The sequence below is a fragment of the Shewanella psychromarinicola genome (assembly GCF_003855155.1).
Classification (GTDB): domain Bacteria; phylum Pseudomonadota; class Gammaproteobacteria; order Enterobacterales; family Shewanellaceae; genus Shewanella; species Shewanella psychromarinicola.
The window spans coordinates 460,723-486,997 of sequence record NZ_CP034073.1 but is presented as its reverse complement, the minus strand read 5'-3'; the positions used below and the strand labels follow the sequence as shown (position 1 = coordinate 486,997).

The following is a 26,275-nucleotide window of genomic DNA, read 5'->3' as shown; positions in this document are numbered from 1 at the left end:
CCTGGTTTAGATCTGGTCTGTTTCGAGCTGGTAAGAGCAGACTTTATTTCGGCCGCTGCGTTTAGCTTGGTACAGGGCTTTATCTGCTTGTTCTAGTAATAATAATGGATGTTGATCACTGTCTATAATCGCCTCGCTCACACCAATACTGACCGTCATTGATATCGTGTGCCCATTATGGACAACGGCGAGTTCGCTAATGGAACGGCGAATTTTCTCTGCAACGAGTAAGGCGCCTTCTTTATCAGTGCAAGGTAAAATAATAGCAAACTCTTCACCGCCAAAACGTGATACGAGATCCGTTGGACGCTTTAAATATTCACTCAGTGTATTCGCAATCGCTTGTATTGTGAAGTCACCGGTAAGATGACCATATTGATCATTAATATCCTTAAATTTATCGATATCAATCATTAACAAGGACATTGGTGACTGCTGACGACGACTAATACGACCTTCGGCGATTAAGCGTCGGTCAAAAGCACTGCGGTTTTTTACACCTGTCAGGCCATCAATGGTATTTTGTTCCGTCAACTTTTGGTTGGCCTCATTGAGCTCACGTAAGGTCATCTCTAATTCCAAGGTGCGCTCTTGTACCATCTGCTCAAGTTTTTCATTATTTTCGGCTTCACTTCGCAGGGCTTCTTCGCGAGTTTCACGAAGTCGTTGAGCTTGTGCTAATGCCTGTTGTTGGATTTTAAATTTGGCCTTACGTTCGTCATTGTAGCGCAAGGCGAGCACTGCAGCCATGGTGAGCACTTCAAAGGTGAGTCCTATCATGATGGGCGTTTGTGGCGACATATCGGGGGTGAATAAGCCGATATAAATTAATCCGGTAATAATGCAACCAATCATTAATCCCATACGACCTATGGCATATAAAGGTGCATTTCGTTGGCCACCAAAGGCTTGAATTAATGAGAAAGCCATTAAAATGGTACAGATAGTTAACACCACAAAAGCCAATATGTATAACGCAGAGCTGTAATTAATAAACGGCATAATGACCGTTAAACTGAAACAAAGTACAGCCATGATACGACAAAGGTATAGCATTTTTAAATTATGATATTTGAGCTGCAATACTTTTTCAGTAAACATCAATGAACATCCCAGTGTAAGTGGGATCACAATGATAAAAATATATTGTTGCATAAAGGGCCATTGAGGCCACAAATACCGAAAGGAGACGCCATACAGAGACGCCGTCAATAATGTTAACCCCAGTACATAACCGCTGTAATAACTGTAACTATATGATGTAGATGCAAGTGCGATAAATAAACTGAACAGACAAATAGCGAGTAATAATCCTATTTGCATGCCATTAAATAAGTTTTTAGTTTCAGTAATTTGAGTCAGGTCATTGGATGACCACAATACCAGAGGTAGCCTAATACTGCCTTTACTGTCTATTTTGATGTAAAAAGTGTGGGTTTCACCTGGCTTAAACTGGACAGGATATAAAAAAATATTACTTTGTAATGGACGGTGTTTAAACGCAAGTGTGTCACCCATTATTTCTGTGCTGACGAGATCACCATCAATCATATGGTATATTTTGATACTGTCGAGCAAAGGGTTGTCTAAAGCAATAATGCGTGACAAATGGTCATTGGGGTTAAATATACTAAAACTCAGCCAATAATTTTCAATGCCTATCTTGTATGGTTGTTTAGGGTTGAGTTTTTGCCAGGTATTTCCAGGTTGTTGTAATAATCTGGCTAACGTTTCAATATCATCACTTTTGTTGGCGTAAACCCAGTCTTGCAGTTCAATTTTGCTAATCGAATCCGACGTGAGCCTCAGTGGCATAGTGGTTAATGTATCAGCCCAATTGCTGTGGCTAATCAAGATTAAACACATCCCAATTAATACCCTTGGCTTATATCGATTAAGTTTGCGCAAAACCTCAGCTATTATGGTGTTCATAAATGGCTGCTCAGGTGTTTATTTGCGGGTAATTGGAAAAAATCACGACTATTTTTATAGCATGCTTGCGCTAATGATGTAGGCGATTGCTGGCGTAAATTTGCCATATACTCAACAATATAAGGTAAGTATTGAGGTAAGTTTTTACTCGATTTAGGTTTTGGTCGCATACTGCGCGGTAGTAAATAGGGACTATCTGTCTCTACCATTATACGGTGGTCGGGGATCAATGGTACTAGTCGTGCTAGTTCTTGTCCTCGGCGCTCATCGCAAACCCACCCTGTAATACCGATATGCAAATCAGCCGCTAAGCATTCGATTAACTCATCTTTACTGCCAGTAAAACAGTGTAATAAGGCATTAGGGAGTAGAGCTCTGTACTCATTTACAATGGCAATGAAGTCCGCATGTGCTTCACGACAATGCATCAGCACTGGCATATTGAGTTCACAAGCCAGCTCTAATTGCGCTGCAAATACTTTTCTTTGGGCCGGACGCGGTGAAAAATCGCGATTATAATCAAGCCCACATTCACCAATAGCAACCACAGTGTCTTGCCGAGCGAGTTGTGTTAAACGCGTTTTGCTGTGTTCGTTCCAAGACGATGCATGGTGTGGATGAATACCTGTGGTGCAGTAGAGCTGTTGTGGATATTGTTGGCAGGTGGTTATTGCTTCGGCACTTTCATCGAGATCGCTGCCAATAACAATTAACGGCGAAACATGGTGTTTCGCCGCGTCATTGATAATAGTGTCAATGTCGTGCTTAAGTCTGTCACTAAGCAGATTAACTGCAATATCGATGTATTGAGTCATGAGATCAAAGTGCTGTAGTTACTTTAATCGTCTAACTCGGGTCGTCGCATTACGATCATCAGTGCCTAGTAGAAATGAATTCAAGGCACCGGTTTCAATAAAGATGCGTTGACCTTTATCGACTTTATAACGCTCAGGACTACTTTGTTTCCAAACTTGACCATTAGTAAAGGTGATGATTAATTCGCCATATGGCGCTTTTTTAACTGCAGATACTTCAAAATAAACTTTATCGACTTCATCTTCTACCACTTTCGTTTTTAAGCCAAAATCATCAACACTGAGTACTTGAGGGCTTGCAACTAATGGTGCTACAACATTAGGTGTAGCTGGCGGTTTTGGTACCTCTGATGGAGCAACCTTAGTTGTATTTGTCGTCGTCATTATATGAGCGCTAGGTTTAGCATTAGCGGCTAACTCGTCATAACAAATTAGCCGCTCGAGCTTGTCCGTTTTAGCGGCACAGTTAGACAATTGCTGACCAAGATTAGTATTGGCATATGCATTAGCCGACATCAATATGATCCCAGCAACAATTAAACTTAAACGCATTTATTCTTCCTTATTATTTGCTTCTTAGCCCGTAGAGGCTTCCTTTAGCGCTTAATCATCAGCTTTTTCATTTTCTTGCTCGTCTTCTTGCTCGTCTTCTTTTTTGCTGTAAAAACGTGCGGCTATTAGGCCACCTTCAAACAATAACAACATTGGTATTGCTAGCATAGTTTGCGAGATGATATCGGGTGGCGTCAGTATCATGCCAACAACAAAAGCTCCTACAACAATATACGGACGTTTCTGGCGTAACTCATCTGGTGTGGTGACACCCGCCCAGCAGAGTAAAACCACGGCTACGGGGATTTCAAAGGCTAAACCAAAAGCAAAAAACAGTTTTAGAATAAAACTTAAATAACTGCTGATATCAGTAGCGACTTCAACACCGTCAGGGACTACGCTGGTAAAAAACCCAAAAACAACAGGGAAAACAATATAGTATGCGAAGGCAATTCCAAGATAAAACAGCAGGGTACTGCTGGCTAATAAGGGAAAAACCAAACGTTTTTCATGTTTGTATAACCCAGGTGCAACAAAAGACCACACTTGGTAAAGTACATAGGGAATTGCAATGAAGAATGCCAACACGAGTGTTAGCTTGAACGGTGCAAAAAAGGGAGCTGCAACATCAGTTGCAATCATACTGCCCGTTTCAGGTAGAGATCGCATCAATGGTAGGGCGATATAGTGATAAATATCATTAGCCCAATAAACCATAGTAATAAAGACGATTAACACACTGCCAATGGCTTTGAGCAATTTGTTGCGTAATTCAAGCAAATGGCTAATAAGCGGTTTCTGTTGCGACATGAATTACCCGTTAGATTTAGGAGTTGAACTGCTTTCGCTGGTCATTTCGGATGACTTAGCTTCTGCGACAGAAGGAGACTTGTCAGGTGATGATTTTGGCGCCACAGGGGATGTGTCTTCAACTTTGTACGGTCGATTCACAGACTCAGCGGCTTTCTTCAACTGATCAATTGACTCTTGTAACTCGGGAGACAAATTGGCTAAACCTTTGCTTTCAGCTTTTTTTAAATCAGCATGTAACTGATCAATTTTAAGCTCTTGTTCAAGTTCATCTTTGACAGAGTTAGCCATGCGCTTAAGCGCGCGGATCCAACCTGTTATTGAACGTACTGCAACCGGGAGTCTTTCGGGGCCAAGTACTACTAGCCCCAAAATACCGATCAGCAGCAGCTCCATAAAGCCGATACCGTCAAACATAATAAATTACGCCTGTTTATCTTTAGATTCAGGTTGCTTTTCTGCAGCCTGTTGCGAAGTCGCTGCAGTCTGATCATTGCCTTCTAATGATTTATTTTCATCTTCTAATGATTTCTTATCATCGTCTAATGATTTATTTTCATCTTCTGGAGTCATGGCGTTTTTAAAGCCTTTTACTGCTCCACCTAAATCACCGCCCAAAGAACGCAATTTCTTAGTACCAAATAATAAAATGACAATTAACGCTACAATTAGAAGCTGCCAAATACTGATGCCGCCCATGAAGATTATCCTCTTTAAATAAAAAATAGTTTTTGTATAAAAGTTATTTCAAGGTTCACAATACCACCCAATTCTTTAAGTATTATGAACCTCTAATTATATAGTGCTAGCTAAAATTTACGATTCTTTGGCATAGATCGCCATCCTATCGCCCAAAATAGGCAGCCAGAAGCAATGCAGGTGTATGCTAGCCACAGTGTAGCGTTTTGAGTAAATAATATTGTGCCGCAGATCAACAAAACTGCGGACGTGATTAACAGGTAGTTGCTTTTGTGTGATTTATGCTGGTATTTCAGGTATTTATCTAGCATTTGTTGCTGAGTTCCGAGTAATTTACGACCTAACTTTAAGTTGTCGTAAATCAATTCAGGAAACTCGGGGAGTTTGTCCGCCCAAAACGGTGCATTTGATTTTACTTTGTTGAACAGAGCTTTAGGACCAACCTGTTCAGACATCCAGTTTTCGAGGAACGGTTTTGCGGTTTGCCATAAATCTAATTGTGGATATAACTGACGGCCTAAGCCTTCAATATAAAGTAAGGTTTTTTCCAGCAACACCAGTTGTGGTTGCACTACAATGTCAAAGTGGCGCGCGGTTTTAAAAAGTTCCAGCAATACATGGCCAAATGATATTTCATCTAGTGGCTTGTTGAACATAGGTTCGCATACCACTTTAACAGCTTGTTCGAAGGCGATGATGTCTGTGTGTTCAGAGACCCATCCGGATTCAATATACAACTGGGCAATACGGTGATAATCGCGATTAAAAAAGGCTAAAAAGTTTTCCGCAAGGTAGCGTTTATCAACCTCGGTTAAGGTGCCCATAATGCCGCAATCTAGACCAATATAAAATGGGTCGTCAGGATGTTCGCGGCTGATAAATATATTACCAGGGTGCATATCGGCATGGAAAAAATTATCCCGAAACACTTGAGTGAAAAACAATTCAACACCGCGCTCGGCTAGCAGTTTAAAGTTGGTGCCTTGGGCGCGTAGCGCTTCTGTGTCAGAGACAGGAATACCGTAAATACGTTCCATGACCATTAATCGTTTGTAGCTATGTTCTTCGTAAACAAAAGGCACGTATAAGGAGTTTGAATCAATGAAATTATTGCGCAGTTTTATGGCGTTAAGAGCTTCGAGTTTAAGATTAAGCTCGCCTAAAATGGTGGTGCGGTAATCTTCAATCACTTCAGCAGGACGTAAGCGATTACCATCACCTAGTAATGTCTCCAGTATGTTAGCTGTTTGGATCATTAACTGTAAGTCAGCTAGAATTTGCTGCTCAACATTTGGACGTAAGACTTTAAGCACTACGTCTTTGCCGTTGGATTTTAACGTCGCGGTATGGACTTGTGAAATAGAGGCTGACGCCAATGGTGTGTCGTCAAAATCATCAAAATAAGTGCTTATTGGTGCTCCAAGCTCCGCTTCGATGGCTTGACGTGCTAACGCTGAATCAAATGGTGGCACTCGGTCTTGCAACATGGCCAATTGGTAAGCCCATTCGTCGTCAAGCAAATCACGGCGAGTCGACAGCATTTGCCCTAGTTTGATGTATACCGGACCTAAATCTTGCATCGCCAGCTTTAAGCGTTCGGCAGGTGATTTATTTTTATGTTTATTACGGATCCAAAATAAACCGTTGCGCAGCATTGAGAAATACCATGGCTTTTTGTGTCGAGGAATTAAATCATCTAAGCCAAAATGCAGAATGGTCTTAATGACATGGTAACCACGCCTGATACTTGCAGTTGTCATTGAATGATTTGATCTCTTAATTTGGCTATCTTTGCTTCGATACGTTCGGTTTGGCTTACCAGTTCATCCAGATTATCACGAAAATGCAGCCATTCAATTTTATGCGGTGCCAGACGATATTCTTCGGTTGTTAACTGGCTGATGTGCGACCGTGTTTTTTGTATAACCTGCTTTATATCATGGCTAAATTGTTTGGCGCTAGTGACAATTCTATGGGTCGGAGCATCACCTATGTAGCGTGATAATGGTTCGGCAAAATCAATATGAATGTTCTGTAAATAGTGGCTTAACGATTGAAGTAATTGAATATCACCTTCTAAACTGAGTTTATCTTGTTTGATGAGCTCAGTTAAGTTAGCGCCTTCAGTGAGCTGATATAAGGTGGATACATCAGCCCGCACCGTCACGGCTACGTCACCTTCATAATGGTTGAGGACTTGAATTTGCTTAGCAAATACTAAATAAAGCGGCCAATCTAGCTGGCTCAACTGGATACAAAAAACTTTGCCGTGCAATGATTTCTGGCGAGCATAGTCATTTTTAGCCTGTGCTGGCAGCTGGTTAAAAGCGGTTTCAATGGCTGCACAAGTTAACAAAGCAAAGTGATTAGGCATCATTAAAACTTATAACCTCTATGTAATGCGACAACACCGTCTGTCATATTGGTGTAGTCAACTTGTTCAAACCCAGCATCTATCATCATTTGTTTAAGTGTTTCTTGATCAGGGTGCATACGGATGGATTCGGCAAGGTATTCGTAGCTGTCGGCATCTTTAGTGATTAGAGCGCCCATTTTTGGCAATACCTTAAAGCTATACATGTCATAAACTTTACGCATTAATTCATGTTTAGGCGTAGAGAATTCAAGCACTAATAGTTTTCCGCCAGGCTTTAATACTCGTTGCATGGAGCGTAATGCGGCATCTTTATCGGTTACATTACGTAAACCAAAAGCGATAGTAATAATATCAAAATGGTTATCTGGAAACGGTAATGCTTCAGCATTTGCTTGCACATAACTGACGTTGTTGACGATGCCTTTGTCACGTAATTTGGTTCGACCGACTTTGAGCATAGAATCATTAATATCGGCAAGAACGACTTGACCTCGATCGCCTACTAAATGGGAAAACTTAGCAGTAAGGTCACCCGTTCCACCGGCTAAATCAAGTACTTTCATACCTGGTCGAGCAGCAGCGACTTCAATGGTGTGACGTTTCCAAAAACGGTGAATACCAAAAGACATCACGTCATTCATAATGTCGTATTTTGCCGCGACGGAATGAAACACGTCAGCGACTAACTCTGCTTTTTTATCGGCTTCGACAGTTTTATATCCAAAATGAGTATTTTTTGGTTCGCCTTCAGACATCGGTATATTCCTATAATGAGCGATAATTAATAGTAAGTGTATGCCATTGCTAATGATTGCTGAAATGCTCTAGTGTGATAGTGTGACAACTATCAATTAGCGGTCTCACTTTACACCCGATGTACATTTCACATCAACTTGAACGCAGCAATGATCTTCGTGTCGATTAGCCCCAGTATACATCAGCAGTTAAGGCTAAAAAATTGCCCTGCATTAGAGCATATAATTAGCATTTAATGAATAGCGTCCACAGATCCTAATTCAAATAAGTTAATCTTCCCTGAATATAAGCATAAATTAGCTCACTAAGAGCTTGACCTGCATCACGATAACCCGCTTCTACCCCCGCGTGATGGCATGCTGGGGCGGTTTCTGCAAAATGAGCGTAATAGCATGGACAATGCCTAGCAATATAATGCACATAATGGCATGCATCGAGTAGTGGAATACCGGCAAATGTGGCCGCGCTGCTGGGCATATTGGTGATGACATCGACATCGAGTTCTAGTGCCACTGGCAGTTGTGTTTGATTTAACGATATCGCTATTTGCTTTAATACCGTCTCGAGCGGCAGTTCACGACGAACCCAAATTTGTTGAAAGCTATGCCATGTGGCGCCAAAAAGACTTAGTTGTTCAAGGGTGACTTCGCTGTTTTTTAATTCATGTAATCCGAGAATATGATAATGATCGAGGGCGCCATTGGCGGCTGCATAACTAAATCCATTACCGCTGTGGCGACCTTCTCGTGGTCTAAAGTCACTGTGCGGATCCAGATTGACCGCTGCGACAGGTAACCCTGTGGTGGCTTTTGTGGCCATTAATAAACCGTAAGCGTTATTATGCCCGCCGCCAATGACGATGGGTTCTAACCCTGCTTGCATGATTTGACTGATCGCAGCAATGACGATGCTATCTAATTGCGCTGTTGCTTGACGTAATTGTTCGATAGTCGCTGTTGCAGGCAATGGCGTGTCGAGACTGATTTGGCCCAAAATGGCACATTCGTTGCCATTAAGAAATCGATTGGACTGTAAATTAAGCAACTGCTTCATGCTGGTGACAAAGGCATCATCTGCTCCACCTCGGCCTAGATTGGCCCGTGGTCCTACATCTTCTGCAATGGCAATAATGGCAAACTGTGCGCCAGAAGACTTAGCATCGAGCGCATTTTGCCCTAATGACAGTTCTGCGGATGCCAGATAAACCTGTTGGCCTATTTTTGTTTCATTAGGGCGTAAGTTTAATAATGTATCGCAGTGCTGTTGAGTAAATGCGCTAAACATGATTGTTTTCCAAATTACAGCCATAAAAAAACCAGCATAGCTGGTTTTTAAAGAAATAGTCTGCCAGCTTTTACAAAGCGAAGTTGGCTATGACGTTGTTATTCAATATCTAATGGTTCTGGAGATAGAATAACACCGGTATTATCAGCGTAAATATGGTCACCAGGTAAGAAGGTCACTCCACCAAAATTAACTGGAATTTCGATTTCACCCACACCGTTACTTTCAGCACCGACAGGGATCGAAGCAAGCGCTTGAATACCAATATCAAGTTCTTCAAGGGCGTCAACATTACGCACTGAACCGTAAATGAGAATACCTTCCCAGTTATTGGCAACCGCTATTTCAGCAATTCTAGCGTCAAGGAGCGCGCGTCGTAATGAGCCACCACCATCAACTAATAATACTTTACCTTCACCGTCATCTTGTAGAGCATCAGCAATAAGGCCATTGTCTTCAAAACACTTAATCGTACTGATTGAGCCACCGAAGGAGCTGCAACCACCATAGTTACTGAACATTGGTTCGACGACATCGACTACATCTATATACGTGTCGCAGAGTTCTGAGGTGTTGTATTCCATATTTCACTCCTGTAAGACAGCAAAGGTAAATTGCTGGGTAAAGCAAAGTTAAATGAATTATATGAGCTTTTTATGAAAATAAAAGTCTTATTAATCACTGGATTGTTATAAATCAACTTATGGTGTTACTTATGCGCAGATGACACATTGACCTAAATAGAGAACGGGGATCAGATTTGGAAGTAATTTTCTTTCAAATTGAACAGATTAGCCGATATATGTTGATATAAGTCATCATAATACGTTTTTTAATTACATTTATGCTCGCCAGTTTGTTAGCATATTGATAAATTAATTAATGTAAGTTTACAAAATAATGCTAGCTTTAGGGGCACGGAATCCTCGTTACGCTTACGGAAGGCAGAGGGCCTGAAATAGAGGTTCTTATGGAAAATATCAATATTATTGAAATCTTAGGTTATGCTGCATCCGTTATGGTGGCCATTTCACTAATGATGAAAGACATCGTTTTACTCAGATGGTTAAATTTTGTCGGTTGTTCTTTTTTTGTCGCCTACGGATATGCAATCGAAGCTTGGCCAGTTGCGGGCATGAATGCTTTTGTAGCATGTATTAACATTTTTCACTTAATTAAGATTTATCGTAATAAAAGCGCAAAGTCGCAAACTGCATAAATGGCACAGAAAGTGTTTCTGTATCGTTTACGATAAACAAATGCTGTTTATGTCTCCTCTTAATATGAATAAGAGGGGGCATTTTTTATATCACCCATCCGCGTCTTCGCAATACACTTGGTTTATATCATCACTTCTCGACTCACTTAGCTGTCATAAAACTTTAGACTAACTGTCACCTCGTGTTCATTATCCCTGTCTATTATCTAAACTGTTAACAAATTAATAACGTTAGTCGGGCAATTATGACCGGGTAAAGATAGAGTAATTGATATTCCTGACGTTTGGCATGGAGTTAAGCATGAAGATGAATATCAGCCAGTTAGATAAATATTGGTTTTATTGGATCGTGCAATTTAGCCGAGATAACGGCCTAAATCAGGCCGCTAAGCGCGTATCTGCAACAGGTGATGGCCACTATTATGTTTACTTATCTGTTGCGCTATTGTTTTTTCATCCTAACGGTCAGTACTTCTTTAATTTAGTGTTGGGCAGTTTTGTGGTTGAGTTTCCGTTGTATTTACTGCTAAAAAACAGTATTCGGCGTCATCGTCCTTGTCACGCTTTAGTGGGCTTTGAGTCAGGTTTTGAGCCGTCGGATAAATTTAGCTTACCTTCAGGGCACACTGCTGGTGCCTTTGTATTGGCTAGCGTGGTGGAGCTGGTGTTTCCTGCCTTAGCACCAATAGCGTTTGCTTGGGCTTGTTTTGTCGGCTCATCGCGAATCGCCCTAGGGGTACATTATCCTTTGGATATTATTGCTGGCGCAGGGCTGGGTATGGGATCCGTATTACTTGTTGAGCAACTCATGTTTTGATAACTCATGTTTTCATCGCTCATGCAGTAATGAGTGCAGCATGTTTCCATCTTGATAATTCAGCCGTTGAGGATTGTAAGCCGAAATGAAAATTTTGTATGGAGTTCAAGGCACCGGGAATGGTCATATCAGCCGCGCGCGCGTGATGTCTAAAGCGCTTAAGCAACATAATATCGATGTCGATTTTCTATTTTCAGGCCGTACACCGCAATATTACTTTGATATGCAATGTTTTGGCGATTATCAGACCCGTAATGGCATGACATTCGTGACCGAAAATGGTCGCGTTAATACAATGAAAACTGCCAGATGCAATTTAACGACGGCCATTTTTTCTGAGATTAAGCACTTAGATTTAACGGGTTACGATTTAGTGTTAAATGATTTTGAACCCGTGAGCGCCTGGGCTGCGAAACAACAACATGTGCCTTCGATAGCCATTAGTCATCAGGCTGCATTACAATATCCTGTGCCTAAACAGGGTAACAATTGGTTTAACGAGTTTTTACTGAATCATTTTGCGCCTGTCGATATTGCTTTAGGTTGTCATTGGCATCACTTTGGTTTTCCTATTTTACCTCCTTTTGTTGAGGTGTCGCCCAATGGTGGTGATCATAGCCATCAAATTTTAGTGTATTTACCGTTTGAAGATGCCGATCGTATTGCGGCATTTTTAGCTCCATTTGATCAATATCACTTTTTTGTTTACCACAGCATGCAACCTTTGCAAGAATTAGCCGAGCATATTCATTGGCATGGCTTTGATCGTGAGGGTTTTAAACAACACATGGCCCAATGTGGTGGGGTGATCGGCAATGCTGGCTTTGAGTTAGCCAGTGAGGCGATGACCTTAGGTAAAAAATTATTGGTGAAACCTTTACTGGGGCAATTTGAACAATCGGCTAACCTTGCTGCGTTACAATTACTTGCGGTGGCAGAGAGTATGCAAACTTTAGATCCAACCGTGCTTAAGCGTTGGTTAAAAAGCCCATCACCTAAGCCGATTGCGTATCCACAGGTGGGCGATGCATTGGTGGCCTGGTTAAAAATGGGCGATTGGCATCAGCCGCAAGATTTATGTCAACATTTATGGTCACAAGTTGAGCTGCCTGAAAACTGGCATAAACGGCAATAACCTTAGGTGTAATCAAGGGATCCGCATTAAAAAGTGCGTAACAAATCGCACTTTTAATGGGCTGCCTCAATTAAGGAAGACGTTGGTAAAGGAGTTCTAGAAGCTCATCTTCTAATTCGAAACGCGACTCCATGGCTTGTGCTAAATGAGATAAATCGTTGTCGAGCTGATACAGCACTTGTTCGTCAGATGCATCGGTATATTTATCATAAAAATCCAACGCAGTATCTGTGCTTTCACTAATGCGCGGTAATAAGCCATTGGCTGTTTCTATGCTCGACTCACCAAACCTTTCACAAGCTTTAACAACGTTGTTGTATACCTCAAAGTGGCCTTCAGAAACATAATCAACTAATTGGGCACAAAACTGTTTCACTTGATCCATTTTTGGAAGTGATTTTTCGCTGCGAGAATAGGGTGCTAATCCTGCAACAATAAAATATTGGATCAATAATTTGCGGCGATTACTTATCCATTGATCGATTAAATTATGAGCACCGCCCCAGCGTCTTTCTGCTTTTTCTAGTTTTGTTAGCATGTCTTCTCTCTAATTGGCAGTCTTTATGTAACCACTAATGTATTGGACAACGTGTATTATGATCAACTGTTTTATTTATATTTGCAGTGGACCGACCCTTTAGGATGAAAAAAGAAACGGCATAACGTGGATAATAAAAAACCCCATGATAGGCATGCCATCACGGGGTAACTAAGTTTTCAAAGGCTCGATTTGTCGTGCTTCTTGATTGTTCTTGCTAGCGCATACTTTTTATACCAAACCCCATTCCTTGGCGCAACTTTTAATCCTATAAATTGCGATTTACACATCAGTATTGTGTGTTTTGTGAGCGGATAAGGCGGTTATGTTAATAAAATCGACACTAGATTTAGGAATAGCTCACATAAATTCTGCATGGGTGGTTACATTAATCAGGTAAGTGCTAAACTAGCGCCCAGCAGAAATCATAGAAATCATAACAGTCTAGGAAGAAAGCCCACATGGCAGAATTAAAGAATGATCGTTATTTACGTGCGTTACTGAAGCAACCTGTTGATGTCACTCCAGTATGGATGATGCGTCAAGCGGGACGTTATTTACCTGAGTATAAAGAAGTTCGTGCTCAAGCAGGTGACTTTATGTCTTTATGCCGTAATGCTGAATTGGCTTGCGAAGTCACTTTACAACCATTACGTCGTTATGATTTAGATGCTGCGATTTTATTCTCAGATATCCTGACTGTGCCAGATGCTATGGGCCTAGGTTTGTATTTTGAAGCCGGTGAAGGTCCACGTTTTGAGCGTCCGACTGACACCATAGATGCGATTAAAAAGTTATGTATTCCTGATCCTGAAGATGAATTAGGCTACGTGATGCGTGCCGTAAGCACTATTCGTCGCGAACTAAATGGCTCAGTGCCGTTAATTGGTTTTTCGGGATCGCCTTGGACACTGGCCACTTACATGGTTGAAGGCGGTTCAAGCAAAACATTCGAAAAAATTAAGCGTATGGCCTATGCCGAGCCCGCTGCATTGCACATGTTATTAGACAAGTTGGCAGACTCAGTGGTGTTATACCTTAATGCGCAAGTTGCAAACGGTGCACAATCGTTAATGATTTTCGATTCTTGGGGTGGCGCATTATCTCACCATGCTTATCGCGAGTTCTCATTGCGTTACATGCAAAAAATCATTGATGGCTTAACTCGCTTTGCTGACGGCCGTAAAGTACCTGTTACCTTATTTACTAAAGGTGGCGGATTATGGTTAGAGTCTATGGCTGAAACAGGTTGTGATGCATTAGGTTTAGATTGGACTGTTGATATTGGTGATGCCCGTCGTCGTGTTGGCCATAAAGTGGCACTACAAGGCAACATGGATCCATCGATGTTATATGCCACACCTGAACGTATTCACCAAGAAGTGGACCAAATTCTAGCCAGCTACGGCGAAGGTAATGGCCATGTATTTAACTTAGGCCATGGTATTCACCAGCATGTCGATCCAGATCATGCCGGTGCATTTATCAATTCTGTGCATGAGTTGTCTGGTAAATACCACAAGTAATTCAGTGGTATTGGCTAACAAAAGCGGATCTTCGGATCCAATGCCGATCGTTTAAGAGCACTTGACCGATCCTGCAGATGAAAGATAATCCCTACCAGTATTCTGGTGGGGATTTTTTATGTTTGTGCAAGAGCTTGAGTTAGTTCATGAGTCTGTTGAAGAAAGCGGGTCTTACGGTTCTGTAATGGAGGCGATTGATTCAGATTGGATCGAACAATCACTCCTTTCAGCTAACAAGGCGAGTATCCGTAATCGCCGTCTGCCTGCCCAGCAGGCAGTCTGGCTAGTACTCTGGATGGGGTTAATTCGTAACCAGTCCATCAAAGAAGTCTGTAGCTCGATGGATATTGCACTTCAATCTGGAGACTCAACTTGGTCTCGCGTAGCGCCGAGTGTATTGACGGATTGCCGACGACGCTTAGGTGAAGCGCCTATGTCGTACTTATTTAAATCCACTGTCTCAGCTTGGCTTGAGCAAGCGTTGGGGGAGAATAACGCGCTAGGGCTTACCACCCTTGCCGTTGATGGAACCGTGTTTCGTTGCCAAGATTCTGAAGAAAATGCCAATGAGTTTGGTTTTATTTCAAACACACACAAACCCTATCCTCAACTTCGATTAGTCAGCCTTATATCGACTGAAACCAGAATGGTATTAGGTGCTGCCTTTGATGGCTGCCACGTAGGAGAGGTCACGCTCGCACAGCGTTTAGTTCAAGATACCCCTGATAATTCCTTAACCCTATTTGACCGTTGTTATTTCTCTGCTGACTTATTAGTAAACTGGCAAAGCTCTGGAGTACAGCGACATTGGCTGACACCCGTAAAGTCAAAGATGCGCTACGAGGTAGTCGAAGAGTTTGCGAATAATGACTTGCTCATTGATATGCCCGTCTCCCCACAGGCGAGAAAGAAAAATCCGGAGCTCCCTGAAACATGGCGCGCCCGTTTTATCGCTTATCAAGAGCCAAAAGGTGAAATAAAAGGATTTGTCACCTCATTGATTGACCCTGTTCAGTATCCGCTGGACAAGCTGCTAAATATCTACTGGCAACGCTGGGAAATAGAAGAAGGATATGGCGAACTTAAGCAAACCCAGCTGCAAAGCAAGGTGACGTTACGGAGCAAATTTGTTGAAGGTGTTAAGCAAGAATTGTGGGGAGTGCTTATCGCTTATAATCTGGTTCGTTTAGAAATGACAGCGATAGCAAAGGAAGCTAAGGTCGCGCCAACCCGTATCAGTTTTACCGCTGCAATAAGCTTGATAGATACACAATTAAGGTGGCTTGCTTTATCACCAGATGGAAAGCTGCCAGCGAAACTGAAGCAAATGCGAGCCGATATAAAACACTTTATCCTGCCAGATAAAAGAAAGCACCGAACGTATCCACGCTCAGTGCTCTACATACCCAGTCGCTATCCACTTAGATATAAACAATAGTGCTTATCCGAATAGCATTAGATCTTCGGATCCGCTTTTTTGTTTCTGATTTTTGCCGTCGCTAATGTGTTTTGGGTATTGAGCAAGATCGGAGGGTATATTAAATGGTAACGTTCCACCGTACGCACTTAGATATCATTCAAAATCGAATATTATTCGCTGTCCTTCCTCTGTTCATTCATCTTCTACCTAGTTGATATCGTAGCTTTCTATTGCCTTATATCCACGGTTCAACCTAGGGTGAACTTTTATTGCTCGAAGCGAATATTTTTGCTGTTTTTTTAATCATAAGGGCATAAAGTTAACTAAGTAGGGAAACATTATGTTTATTAACCAGAGAATCGCTGATAGTTGATAGCAGGATTTGAAGTGCTGTTGGTATATTTGATACGTGTAGCTTAAATCGCTGCCTACCAACGACTTAAATTGACTCTGATATCCCGCAATGTCCCACCACTAAAAATTACTTAACGTGAATATAGAGGCTGTTTTCAAAGAAATATTCGAAAGGGGTAAAGACATGAACGAGCACAATTGGCAAAACCAAAAAGATGCAAAAGTGTACATTATTGGTAGTGGAATAGCGGGACTCGCGAGTGCAGTATACCTAGAAAAAGATGCTGGTATTGCTGGCGAGAATATTCATATTTTAGAAAAAGACTCCATTGCTGGTGGCGCTACAGATGGTGCTGGCGATCCTGAACGCGGATATGTCGTTCGTGGTGGCAGAATGCACGAAATGCATTATGAGTGCTATTGGGAACTGCTTTCGTATATCCCTTCGCTGGAAGACCCAAATGTTTCAGTAAGAGATGAGTCGTATGAGTTTAATCAACGGTTTGTGTCAAATGGACAAGCCCGTTTATTAAAACAAGGCAAAAAATTGGATGTGTCATCATATGGATTGTCCTTTGAGCAACAAATGGATTTTATCAAGCTAACCTATGTTTCAGAAAACTCCTTAGGAGATAAACGAATAGAAGATTGGTTTGATCAAAGCTTCTTCGATACTACATTTTGGTTTATCTGGTCTTCCATGTTTGCATTCCAAAAATGGAGCAGTCTTGCTGAAATGAGGCGTTATATGAAACGCTTCATGCACCTTGTGGATGGCTTGCCACGTTTGGGTGGGGTAATGCGGACTAAATATAACCAATATGACTCAGTGGTTAGGCCGATGAAAACATACCTCGAAGCAAAAGGGATCAAATTTGAAATGGGCAAAGAGGTCGTAGATATTGATTTCGACTTATCTGCAGACAAAAAAACGGCTACGTTGCTTCATTTTAAAGACAATACTCAAATTGTTCTTGGAGAAAATGATTTTGTGTTTTTCACCAATGGGTCAATAACAGAAAGTACCGATAATGGCAGCTGGGATGCTCCCGCAAAATTGAAGGGCTTGGAAGAGTCTGGTTCTTGGATGTTGTGGAAAAAAATAGCCAAAAAAGATCCATCTTTTGGTAATCCAAGCCCATTTTGCGACAACATTGATTTGCAAAAATGGTACTCATTTACGGCAACAATGAAAGACAGCACCTTTCTCGATTACATGGAGAACTTCTCGGGTAATGTAGATGGAACCGGTGGACTGGTTACCATGACTGATTCTAACTGGCTGATGTCAATTGTAATAGCACGCCAGCCTCACTTTCCAAATCAACCTGATGATGTGAAGATATTTTGGGGCTATGGGCTCTATCCTGATAGAAAAGGCAATTATATTAATAAAACAATGGCGGAGTGTACTGGCGCAGAAATGTTAGAAGAGCTTTATTATCATTTGAATATTCAAGAGTTGATGAAGCCAGTAACAAACGCCAGAAAGGTAAATTGTATCCCTGTTGCTATGCCGTTTGTCGATAGTTTGTTTATGCCGAGAAATGTGGGTGACAGACCAGATGTGATACCCAAAGGGGCTACAAACTTTGCCTTTTTAGGCCAATTTGCAGAAGCCCCTAAAGATTGTGTTTTTACCGTTGAATATTCTGTCAGAACTGCTCAAATGGCAGTTTATGGCTTGTTTGATACCGTCATGGAAGTGCATCCAATGTACGAGTCGACCCACAACCCTAAATATTTACTTGAGGCACTTAAAGCCATTAGTCGATGATTAAATCCGTTATCGAGATAAATGGATGGCATGGTTAACGTTGCAGTATGAATCTTTATTATTAACAAGGGTTTATCAATAAAAATATTAGTAAAGGCTTATCAGTAAAGAATTATTAACAAGGAATTATTGAAACTGAGTTGTTGAAATAAGGCAGTTAATTACGTGGATTATTTTTAGTAACAATCATGAACTGTGAAATGGAGGTTGATATGAAATGTAATATAGGTAAAACAGATAAAATCATTAGGGTAATACTCGGAGCATGTATTATTGCAGTTGGCGTTTACTATCAGTCTTGGTGGGGCGCCGTGGGGGTTATTCCACTCCTTACCGCCGCAATTGGATGGTGTCCTGCTTACGTGCCTTTTGGTATATCAAGTTGTCAAACTAAGAAGTAATCTGGTTTAGCTAAGGATTACTGAGGGACGTGTCGCTGGAATATTAGGGTTCGCGTCCCCATATTTATTTATCGATATCCAATATTATCCATTATATTTTCCTTTTTATTATTAAGTACTTAGACATTGTTGGGAGTGAAGTTTATTATTAAGTACTTAGACATTGTTGGGAGTGAAGTTTATTATTAAGTACTTAGACATTGTTGGGAGTGAAGTTTATTAATTAAGTATTGATGCGAATTTTTTAATGCATGTATGGACAGTAAGTTAATTATTAGACATTTAGCAATTTTGTTAACCAGTTAAAGCATTAGGAGTCTTGATGTGGGATCAAAGATATAACGAAGCAGGCTTTGTATATGGAATCGAGCCTAATGATTTCTTAAAGTCTGAGTTTTTTCGAATACCAAAGGGCGGTCGAGTCCTTTGTTTGGCGGAAGGTGAAGGGCGTAATGCTGTATTTTTGGCTAAACAAGGATACAAAGTTACCGCTGTCGATCAGTCATCTGTGGGCCTTAAAAAGGCGGAAAGCCTCGCTGCTGAATGTGGTGTAGAAATTTCAACTGTTGTAGCAGATTTGAGTCATTATGATTTAGGTGAAAACGTTTGGGATGGCATAGTATCAATATCTGCGCATGTTCCCCCTTTATTACGTAAAGATCTCCATCGACAAGCTGTTAGTGCTTTGAAACATGATGGGGTGTTTATTTTAGAAGCATTTACTGAACGTCATATTCATATGACTGGCATTGGCGGGCCGCCACCGTCTAACAAAGCATTATTTATGTCGCTGCAAGAGTTAGAAACTGAATTGAAAGGGTTAGAGTTTGTTATTGGTCATGAAATAGAAAGGCATATTTCCGAAGGAAAGTATCATCAAGGTGATAGTGCTGTTGTCCAAATCGTTGGATATAAAACGGTTTAAGGTTTTTCGGTGTTGTGTAGGTAAGTGTTGTTCAGTAATCATTACTAACTGTAAACGGCCTGAATGGATTGATGTGTAAACTATGTTGCTTATATGCATCCTTTTACAAATATGGCCTGCGGCCACTAACGTCGTGGCGCTTCACCCAAACCAGATTGTCAAACTTCGTTTGAATTAAGATCGCAAGGCTCCGCCCTGCACGGGCCAAAAGGGGATCAACAGCAATCCCCTCTTGGATCACCCCTGCCGTTCCGGCAACATTTTCTGAGAAGCGAAAAGGTAGCAACGGAAATTGTTCTAGCCTTTAACCGCGTATAAAACCTGCCTCGGCCTTACTCGAAAATGCTAACGCTTTCGATGGTACATCCTGTACCGCGAAAGCTAAGCTCACATCCATGTGAGCTTCACGCTATTTTCTTCAACGTTCTCAAGTTCAGAGTTGCATTTAGGCATTTTTAATCAAGACATCTAACTCATTTATGGACAGATCCTTGATAGGGTTATTGTTTTAGTCGATAGTAATACACATTAGATTGTTTAGGGGTAGTGAAGGGATCTAGCTGATACCCTCACCCTATTGCGCATAACATGCGTTATGCGCAGTTATATTAACCTCTAAGTCTGTGGTTAAATTCAGTATATCTCTACAGAGTCCATATATCGCCTTAGAACAGGCGCTAATTATTGAGAAAGGCAAAAAGAAAGAACTGACCCTCAGCCTATTTGGGGAAGTGCCTAAAACGCCCGATCACCACTCATCGGGTAAAGCTAATCATACTTAAATAGAACTCACTAAGATGAGTTTTATCGCAATAAGCATCAATATAAATCCTGCAACTTTATCAATTTTTTGTTTATGCTGATTGAATAGAGGCAGTATATTTGGGTGTGATAACAGTAAAACAACCCCGATGTACCAGATAAAATGTGCCAACATAATGATCAAGCCATAACCTATCTGCATTATTAGTGGAGTATCTAGTGACACCACTTGAGTAAAAATACTTAAGAAAAAGATCGATGTTTTAGGGTTTAATATATTGCAGGTAAAGCCTAAACGTACCGCTGCAAAGGGTGAAATATTAACCGTTTTATTGTTTTGATCTGCATTTAAAAGCGCGCGTGTTGTTAATAACTGCCAAGCAATATAAATAAGATAAGCGGCTCCTAAGTATTTAATTAAATTGAATAACCATGCCGAATTTGCAATCACGACGGCTAATCCTGCAATTGAATAACTGGCGTGTATACAAACAGATAAAGCCATACCTAAACTAGTATATAAACCTGCCAAACGACCATTGTAAATACTCGTACGGGTCACCATCACAAAATCAGCCCCGGGTAACACCGCCATAAAAATAGCAATGGTGCTCACCGTAATAATTTCTGCCATATAAGTATTTATTAACAGCTCCATATTTACCTCTCATTATTTAAAATATGCTTACAGCAACGTATTTATTACTCTGCAGTCATGTTAATTTGTGAGAGATTTAAAACAATACACCAATTTGTAAAAGGACTTGTGCTTAGTGGACACAAATAAAATAATCCCTTTGTTGCCCGACATGGCGATTTTTGTCACTGTGGTTGAGCAGGGGAACTTTAGTAAAGCAGCCAGAAAACTGGGGGTGACACCCTCAGCTGTGAGCCGTCAGATAAGCAGGTTAGAAGATGCATTAGGCATCAAACTATTACAGCGCACTACGCGACAACTGGCTTTGACGGAGTCAGGGAAAATCACTTTTGATTATTGTAAACAGATGGTTGAGTCTGCAGAGCAAGCGGTTAATGCCAGTACCTCTACAACATCGACGGTGAGTGGATTATTGAGAGTCGCAGCACCAAAATCGCTAGCGAGTAGAGTATTACGACCGCTCTTTATTGAATTTTTAAAATGCTATCCAGATATTCAGTTGCATTTAAAAGTGACCGACCGTGTTTTAGATCCCATTCATGATGGTGTTGATTTTTTGATTCATATTAATGACAATCCCATTGAAGCATTGGTCAATGTTAAAATTGGTCGCGTTGAACAGGTATTATGTGCCAGCCCTGATTTCCTCGCCAACCATGATTTGCCAACACACCCCGATGACTTAAAATATCTATCATGCCTTTGTTTAGGCGAAAACACGGCCGACAACCGTTGGCGATTTAGCAATGAAAATCAACAAGCGACTGTGCACGTAACTGGAGCATACTTGATTAATCACAGTGAAATGCGTTGTGATGCCATTGAACAGGGTTTTGGTGTTGGTGGTTTGCCGGATTATATCGCACAGCAGGGTATTGAAGCGGGGACACTCATTCCGCTATTGGAAGATTGGCAGTTACAGGGTAATTATCACGGTGATATTTGTTTGCAGTATGTGCAAAGTAAATACATGCCGAATAAAAACCGCGTTTTTATTGATTTTATGAAACAGAATTTACTTGTCATTAAGTCTGATTAAGCGTGTTAATTCAAATATTTTTTACAGTTTAATCTCTTAAATACTCCACGTCGCACCAAGATACTCTTGCACTATCTTGGTGTATATCCCTTTCATCACTTGAGAAAATATATGGCAAACCGAGATGAGCATATTGTTATTGAGCTGCTACTCTAAGCTACTTTGGGGCAGAAACGCACTAGCCCTTAGCCCGTTTCTTCACCAAAAACGCCAAAATATCAAACCATTATATAAATGATCAAACTTTAATATAAACTATAAACGCACAGAATGTGGGCTAGGTCATTGACTTTTAAGTTATAATGCTCGGGTTAGCCAGCATAATGACAATTAGTTTTCAAAATGATCCCATATGTTACCAGTATTCGAAGAATGAACATCAAGTCAACAAGGCAACTGAATGTCTGTAGAAACGAGAACAAATAAACATATCCGTGCGACGTGGGATCGATTCAATGGTTCAGGTCAGATGTCGACCGTAACCATTGACGAAGTAAAAAATTTTGCGGAACAACGTGGATTGGTTATCGAAAGTGTTGAAGAGGTCGAATTTGGTTCGAATCCTCGGATTAAAGCGATTCAATTAAAGACGGATTTAGGTACAGCGCTCTACCCTCGAAAAAAACTCAATGAAATTGAAATTTACAATCACAACATAGAGCCAAACCAAAACTACGCAAACTTTTGGAAGTCGGTTGATTGGTTTAGTCCACCTTATATAACGAATGGAGCAATTAGCGATGCAATCAATAATGCCGGTATAAATGCACGAGAGCATAGTCACTGGAATAAAAGGGGGTTACAGAGTCGATTTGAGCCGCACCTATCTTCGATTTATACACTTGGTAATATTATCCCTATCACAGTACAAACCCTTACCGAGTCAGAGGCTATATCGAAACACTTACCAATAATTAAAGAGTCAATTCTAGCTTTCTATAGTGGAATGAAAGTAGTGGCTGTTGCAGCTCTAATACCAATTATTGAAGATATTCTAGGCTCAATTATCGGAGAAGATAGTTCTGGTCTTGATATAATGACTAAGGTCAACAAGAGCATTGACCTAGCTTGTGATGGCGTTACAAAACTACATATTAACCATAGCGACTGGATTCCCCCTGAGTACATTGAAAATTCAGTGCTAAAGGTAATGAATACAAAAATTTTTACTTTAGAAACAATTCGTTATTGGTTGCTTAACAGTTTTTATGAAAAAACTGATAACTATGACAAACACTCAGGTTTCAATCGTCACTTTTTCGCTCATGCTAAATCCGACATTTGGCAAAATGAACACAATTTTTTTCGTGCAATGGGATTGATTCAAGCACTGGCTTTCATCGAATGTTTTGCTGTAGCGGAAAGCAAGGTCAGTATATTTCCTCCAGAACCTGATGAAAGAGCAGAATCTTTCAGACTTGAAGTTTTCGCTTGCATGAACACCCAACTATTTAAGAAGCGTATCCTTAACCAATTGCAGATCGACAATAATCTCCCATTCAATCCAACGGCATCGGATGATGGTTGGCTACTACGTGCTTCTAAGTTATCGGAAAAAATGAATTTAGAAATCATCCCTAACTTAAGAGACAAGGGGTGGCAGTGCCATTCGTTCACTGACCCAGTCAAGGAAGGTGAATACATTACAGTAAAAGCATCTAAAGGCGATCGTGAGATTAAAATCTCTTTGCTCTATACATGTGCTACTGGAAATGACATTTATAAAGAACTTGTTAAGTCCTGTGATTTTATTCTTTATCAAGGAGCATATTACCACCAAGAGAGCTATGCGTTTGGCGTGATGGCAAGTGTCCTCCCACTTAACGCATGGATTACACCCGACTAGCAAGTGATCTTGCTACGAACTTGACGCCCCAATACTGCTCGCACTTACTTATACATCGAAATACCTTACGAGGTAGAAGAAAAATTAAGGCAAACAATAAGCATTAAGATTGTTGCGATGCCATTACTCTAAAAACGTTTGGGGCAACGTTGAGCCAATTATGAACAACTGACTTAACGGTGGACAGCGCCGAGCCTGTTATTCTTTACCGACTCTAATTTAAATATGCTTAAACTGGCATGATTTTATGTATGAACTTAGCAAATGGAATAACGTTTCCATCAATCGATGCTTGTTCTAATCCATCAAGGTAGGTTGTGCGTTCTGTAACGGGTACTACTACCCAATTATAACCACCTAGCAGAAACATAAAATTCATCAAAAATCGACTCGTCCTGCCATTTCCATCCGGGAAGGGATGAATATAACCCAAAAAGAAATGCCCAAGTACAGCTTTAATTGCAAAATTAGGTTCATTCACAATGAGATCTTTTAAGGCTGCCATGCAGTCCATAAGCTGCTCGCTCTGTGGTGGCATATGCCTTGATGTTCTGATCATGATTGGGCCTTTACGATAGCCAGCTAAATCTTGATCTTTAATGATACCGGCACTAACACAAGGCTTAAATAACGATGTATATATCTGCGTGATGCTGACATCAAGCAAATAGGCAAGATCCAAATTAGTGGCACCTTCATTATGCGCCTCTTTAATCAACCCACGTAGCGCTTGAAACGCTTCATAGTAGCCTCTTGCTGCCAGTGCGTCCTTTTGTTGTTTGTCCGATTCAATTTGATTGACATCCCACTTTCCGCTCGCGACACGATTAATCAGATCTTCCGTAACAACATACCCTTCAATTGATAGAGAGTGATAAGCATCAGAAACGTATACCTTATCCACAGAATCAAGTAAATCATCAAGTGATCGTTGAAAAAAATCAAAAACAACATGGTCGTTAAATATTGCTTCAACATCGCCACGGAGCTTTTGCCAAAGTAATTTTACACGTACTGCTGCCGCTGATTCTTGACGTTTATTACCAATCTTAACCACTGGTATTTCAAATGGATTCTCACCTTTAAGCGGACCTAAACCAACAGCATCAATCATACTTGTCAGATTTCGAGAATCAGCTTTACGCCCAATTTCTAGGTAGGCTCCAACCAAGCGGTTAGCCGATTGAACATTTTTAGTAATAAGCAAACTACTTGCCACAGTATTAACATCAGATTGACCGAGTGCAATTTGTACGGCCAGCGGGTTTGAACGATATATACTTGGTGCTAGACCTGCGAGTGCAAACTCTAGCTTTAGAACCTGCACGCCATTAAGTTCCATAATTTCAGTCGGCTTTTCTGAGGTTTTAATGACCATCAAACTCATATCATTCGGTAAAAGAATGTTCCTTGTCTTTCCTTGACTAGTAAACACGACCAATTGTCTTGGCAAAGAATTGTTGGCAGTGTGGATATCTATAGAAGCCTCGGGATTTAGCCAGTAGTCATCACCGTATGACTCATTTAAATATTGTCCAATAAACTGCCAAATTGATTGATACCATAAAGCGGATTCTCCTGTTTTCACCACTGAGACGTCGGCGTCGAACAGGTACCATCCACGAATAATTGGTTTTAGATAACCTTCGCTGACCAAAAGCGTTCGCGACGTTGGTTTAAGGTTCCGACTATTGACGATATTTCCAGCTCTTATCGTCGCCGCTTCTCTAAGTGCATCCACTAATTTTTCATTACCAGTCTTTGCCATGCCTGAATACTTCTTATAAATAGTTTTATTTGATACATTAAAAACTTGTTTTTACGAAATTAAAATACTTGTTTTTACAAATTTACACAAGTTACTTTTATGAATCAGTATCCTCTGAAATATTTAAAGCGTCTTCTAACTCTACACCCAAATAGCGGATGGTATTATCTAACTTAACGTGGCCAAGTAGTAACTGTACTGCTCGTATATTTTTAGTTTTTGCATAAATTAATGTTGCCTTGGTTCTTCTCATGGAGTGAGTGCCATAACGGTATTCGTCATACCCTAACTCTCTTGCCCATCGATGAATAATACTAGAGTAGTAGCTGTAACTCATTGGATAACCGCTCTTTCTAGGACTTGGAAATATATAATCTGCTGGGGTAAGTACCTTTTCATTAATCCATTTAGACAGAGATTGGGCTGTTCGAGAAGTGATTTCAAATTGAACATCGCGGTCAGTTTTACTCTGCCTGTAAATGACACGTGTATGGATAACGCCACCACTGCTAATATCTCTAACTTTCATTCTAAGTAAATCACAAGAGCGTAACTTACAATCTATCGCTAGATTTAACAAAGCGAGCTCTTTAATATTTTTTTCAATTTCTAATCTTGTCCTAATTCTCCAGATATCTTCCAGTTTGAATGGTTTTTTCTGTCCTGTTGAGTGGCCTGTTTGCGTCAACATAACGCACCTCCTTAGTAACAACAAGATTGCCCTTACTAAGTTTAGTCGGTGAAAAAATTTAATTATTAGAATAAATGCATATCTGGATTTCCCAGTAAAAAGACAATTTAGATTTCAGTTTCACTGATACAGAGATGGCAACCTTTCACATGAGAAAATATATGGAAAAAGTGA

General features: G+C 40.7%; 25 protein-coding genes. 10 read left to right on the top strand and 15 right to left on the bottom strand.

The window, feature by feature from the left end:
* Positions 1-6: 6 nt before the first annotated feature.
* From EGC80_RS02020 to rraA, 11 genes are all read right to left on the bottom strand, one after another.
* Positions 7-1,932, bottom strand: coding sequence for a sensor domain-containing diguanylate cyclase (locus tag EGC80_RS02020; protein WP_101032965.1), 1,926 nt, complete (start codon positions 1,930-1,932; stop codon positions 7-9).
* Complete coding sequence (locus EGC80_RS02015) at positions 1,929-2,747, bottom strand: TatD family hydrolase (RefSeq protein WP_124014060.1); 819 nt, start codon at positions 2,745-2,747, stop codon at positions 1,929-1,931. Before EGC80_RS02015 ends, EGC80_RS02020 begins: the two co-directional genes overlap by 4 nt.
* 18 nt (positions 2,748-2,765) lie before the next feature.
* The gene (locus EGC80_RS02010) at positions 2,766-3,299 is read right to left on the bottom strand and encodes a hypothetical protein (protein WP_101032963.1); all 534 of its coding nucleotides are present in this window, start codon (positions 3,297-3,299) and stop codon (positions 2,766-2,768) included.
* 51 nt (positions 3,300-3,350) lie between these two features.
* Positions 3,351-4,109, bottom strand: a complete 759-nt coding sequence (gene tatC, locus EGC80_RS02005; protein WP_101032962.1) for a twin-arginine translocase subunit TatC — start codon at positions 4,107-4,109, stop codon at positions 3,351-3,353.
* Between the two features lie 3 nt (positions 4,110-4,112).
* Positions 4,113-4,526, bottom strand: coding sequence for a Sec-independent protein translocase protein TatB (gene tatB, locus EGC80_RS02000; protein WP_124014061.1), 414 nt, complete (start codon positions 4,524-4,526; stop codon positions 4,113-4,115).
* Positions 4,527-4,532: 6 nt separating this feature from the next.
* Positions 4,533-4,808: a twin-arginine translocase TatA/TatE family subunit gene (tatA, locus tag EGC80_RS01995; RefSeq protein ID WP_101032960.1), complete on the bottom strand. Its 276-nt coding sequence runs from the start codon at positions 4,806-4,808 to the stop codon at positions 4,533-4,535.
* A gap of 110 nt (positions 4,809-4,918) precedes the next feature.
* A complete protein-coding gene (ubiB, locus tag EGC80_RS01990) occupies positions 4,919-6,568 on the bottom strand; it encodes a ubiquinone biosynthesis regulatory protein kinase UbiB (protein ID WP_124014062.1) in 1,650 nt (549 codons plus the stop codon).
* On the bottom strand, positions 6,565-7,185 hold the full coding sequence (locus EGC80_RS01985; protein WP_101032958.1) for a ubiquinone biosynthesis accessory factor UbiJ: 621 nt from the start codon (positions 7,183-7,185) through the stop codon (positions 6,565-6,567). The genes ubiB and EGC80_RS01985 overlap by 4 nt, the downstream gene beginning before the upstream one ends.
* Entirely contained in the window at positions 7,185-7,940 is a 756-nt protein-coding gene (gene ubiE / locus EGC80_RS01980; RefSeq protein WP_101032957.1) for a bifunctional demethylmenaquinone methyltransferase/2-methoxy-6-polyprenyl-1,4-benzoquinol methylase UbiE, read from the bottom strand. The genes EGC80_RS01985 and ubiE overlap by 1 nt, the downstream gene beginning before the upstream one ends.
* Before the next feature lie 256 nt (positions 7,941-8,196).
* Positions 8,197-9,225, bottom strand: a complete 1,029-nt coding sequence (locus tag EGC80_RS01975; RefSeq protein ID WP_124014063.1) for a formimidoylglutamase — start codon at positions 9,223-9,225, stop codon at positions 8,197-8,199.
* Positions 9,226-9,323: 98 nt separating this feature from the next.
* On the bottom strand, positions 9,324-9,809 hold the full coding sequence (rraA, locus tag EGC80_RS01970) for a ribonuclease E activity regulator RraA (RefSeq protein WP_124014064.1): 486 nt from the start codon (positions 9,807-9,809) through the stop codon (positions 9,324-9,326).
* Between the two features lie 386 nt (positions 9,810-10,195).
* On the opposite strand from rraA, the gene EGC80_RS01965 reads away from it, so the two are divergent.
* The 3 genes from EGC80_RS01965 (at position 10,196) to EGC80_RS01955 (ending at position 12,396) form a co-directional block, all read left to right on the top strand.
* Positions 10,196-10,444 carry a YgjV family protein gene (locus EGC80_RS01965; protein WP_101032954.1) on the top strand — a complete coding sequence of 83 codons (249 nt, stop codon included), beginning with the start codon at positions 10,196-10,198 and terminating at the stop codon, positions 10,442-10,444.
* A 301-nt stretch (positions 10,445-10,745) separates the two neighbouring features.
* Positions 10,746-11,261, top strand: a complete 516-nt coding sequence (locus EGC80_RS01960) for a phosphatase PAP2 family protein (RefSeq protein WP_101032953.1) — start codon at positions 10,746-10,748, stop codon at positions 11,259-11,261.
* A gap of 85 nt (positions 11,262-11,346) precedes the next feature.
* Positions 11,347-12,396: an MJ1255/VC2487 family glycosyltransferase gene (locus EGC80_RS01955; protein WP_124014065.1), complete on the top strand. Its 1,050-nt coding sequence runs from the start codon at positions 11,347-11,349 to the stop codon at positions 12,394-12,396.
* Positions 12,397-12,466: 70 nt separating this feature from the next.
* Here EGC80_RS01955 and rsd read toward each other — a convergent pair whose 3' ends face one another.
* A complete protein-coding gene (gene rsd / locus EGC80_RS01950; RefSeq protein WP_101032951.1) occupies positions 12,467-12,934 on the bottom strand; it encodes a sigma D regulator in 468 nt (155 codons plus the stop codon).
* Between the two features lie 461 nt (positions 12,935-13,395).
* Between rsd and hemE the strand changes: the two genes are divergently transcribed.
* The 5 genes from hemE to EGC80_RS01925 all read left to right on the top strand — a co-directional run bounded on the left by hemE (position 13,396) and on the right by EGC80_RS01925 (position 19,337).
* Positions 13,396-14,460, top strand: a complete 1,065-nt coding sequence (hemE, locus tag EGC80_RS01945) for a uroporphyrinogen decarboxylase (protein ID WP_124014066.1) — start codon at positions 13,396-13,398, stop codon at positions 14,458-14,460.
* 118 nt (positions 14,461-14,578) lie between these two features.
* On the top strand, positions 14,579-15,898 hold the full coding sequence (locus EGC80_RS01940; RefSeq protein WP_124012472.1) for an IS4 family transposase: 1,320 nt from the start codon (positions 14,579-14,581) through the stop codon (positions 15,896-15,898).
* 520 nt (positions 15,899-16,418) lie between these two features.
* Positions 16,419-18,011 carry an oleate hydratase gene (locus tag EGC80_RS01935; RefSeq protein ID WP_124014336.1) on the top strand — a complete coding sequence of 531 codons (1,593 nt, stop codon included), beginning with the start codon at positions 16,419-16,421 and terminating at the stop codon, positions 18,009-18,011.
* 212 nt (positions 18,012-18,223) lie between these two features.
* Positions 18,224-18,412, top strand: coding sequence for a YgaP family membrane protein (locus EGC80_RS01930; protein ID WP_124014337.1), 189 nt, complete (start codon positions 18,224-18,226; stop codon positions 18,410-18,412).
* A gap of 322 nt (positions 18,413-18,734) precedes the next feature.
* On the top strand, positions 18,735-19,337 hold the full coding sequence (locus EGC80_RS01925) for a class I SAM-dependent methyltransferase (RefSeq protein ID WP_124014338.1): 603 nt from the start codon (positions 18,735-18,737) through the stop codon (positions 19,335-19,337).
* Between the two features lie 778 nt (positions 19,338-20,115).
* Here EGC80_RS01925 and EGC80_RS01920 read toward each other — a convergent pair.
* Positions 20,116-20,757, bottom strand: a complete 642-nt coding sequence (locus EGC80_RS01920) for a LysE family translocator (protein WP_124014289.1) — start codon at positions 20,755-20,757, stop codon at positions 20,116-20,118.
* Positions 20,758-20,872: 115 nt separating this feature from the next.
* On the opposite strand from EGC80_RS01920, the gene EGC80_RS01915 reads away from it, so the two are divergent.
* Positions 20,873-21,796 (top strand): LysR family transcriptional regulator, encoded by a 924-nt coding sequence (locus tag EGC80_RS01915; protein WP_124014290.1) that lies wholly within the window; start codon positions 20,873-20,875, stop codon positions 21,794-21,796.
* A 400-nt stretch (positions 21,797-22,196) separates the two neighbouring features.
* On the top strand, positions 22,197-23,642 hold the full coding sequence (locus EGC80_RS01910; RefSeq protein ID WP_124014334.1) for a hypothetical protein: 1,446 nt from the start codon (positions 22,197-22,199) through the stop codon (positions 23,640-23,642).
* 229 nt (positions 23,643-23,871) lie between these two features.
* Here EGC80_RS01910 and EGC80_RS01905 read toward each other — a convergent pair whose 3' ends face one another.
* Complete coding sequence (locus tag EGC80_RS01905) at positions 23,872-25,410, bottom strand: Fic family protein (protein WP_082707404.1); 1,539 nt, start codon at positions 25,408-25,410, stop codon at positions 23,872-23,874.
* Positions 25,411-25,507: 97 nt separating this feature from the next.
* Complete coding sequence (locus EGC80_RS01900; RefSeq protein WP_124014335.1) at positions 25,508-26,101, bottom strand: tyrosine-type recombinase/integrase; 594 nt, start codon at positions 26,099-26,101, stop codon at positions 25,508-25,510.
* Positions 26,102-26,275: the final 174 nt, after the last annotated feature.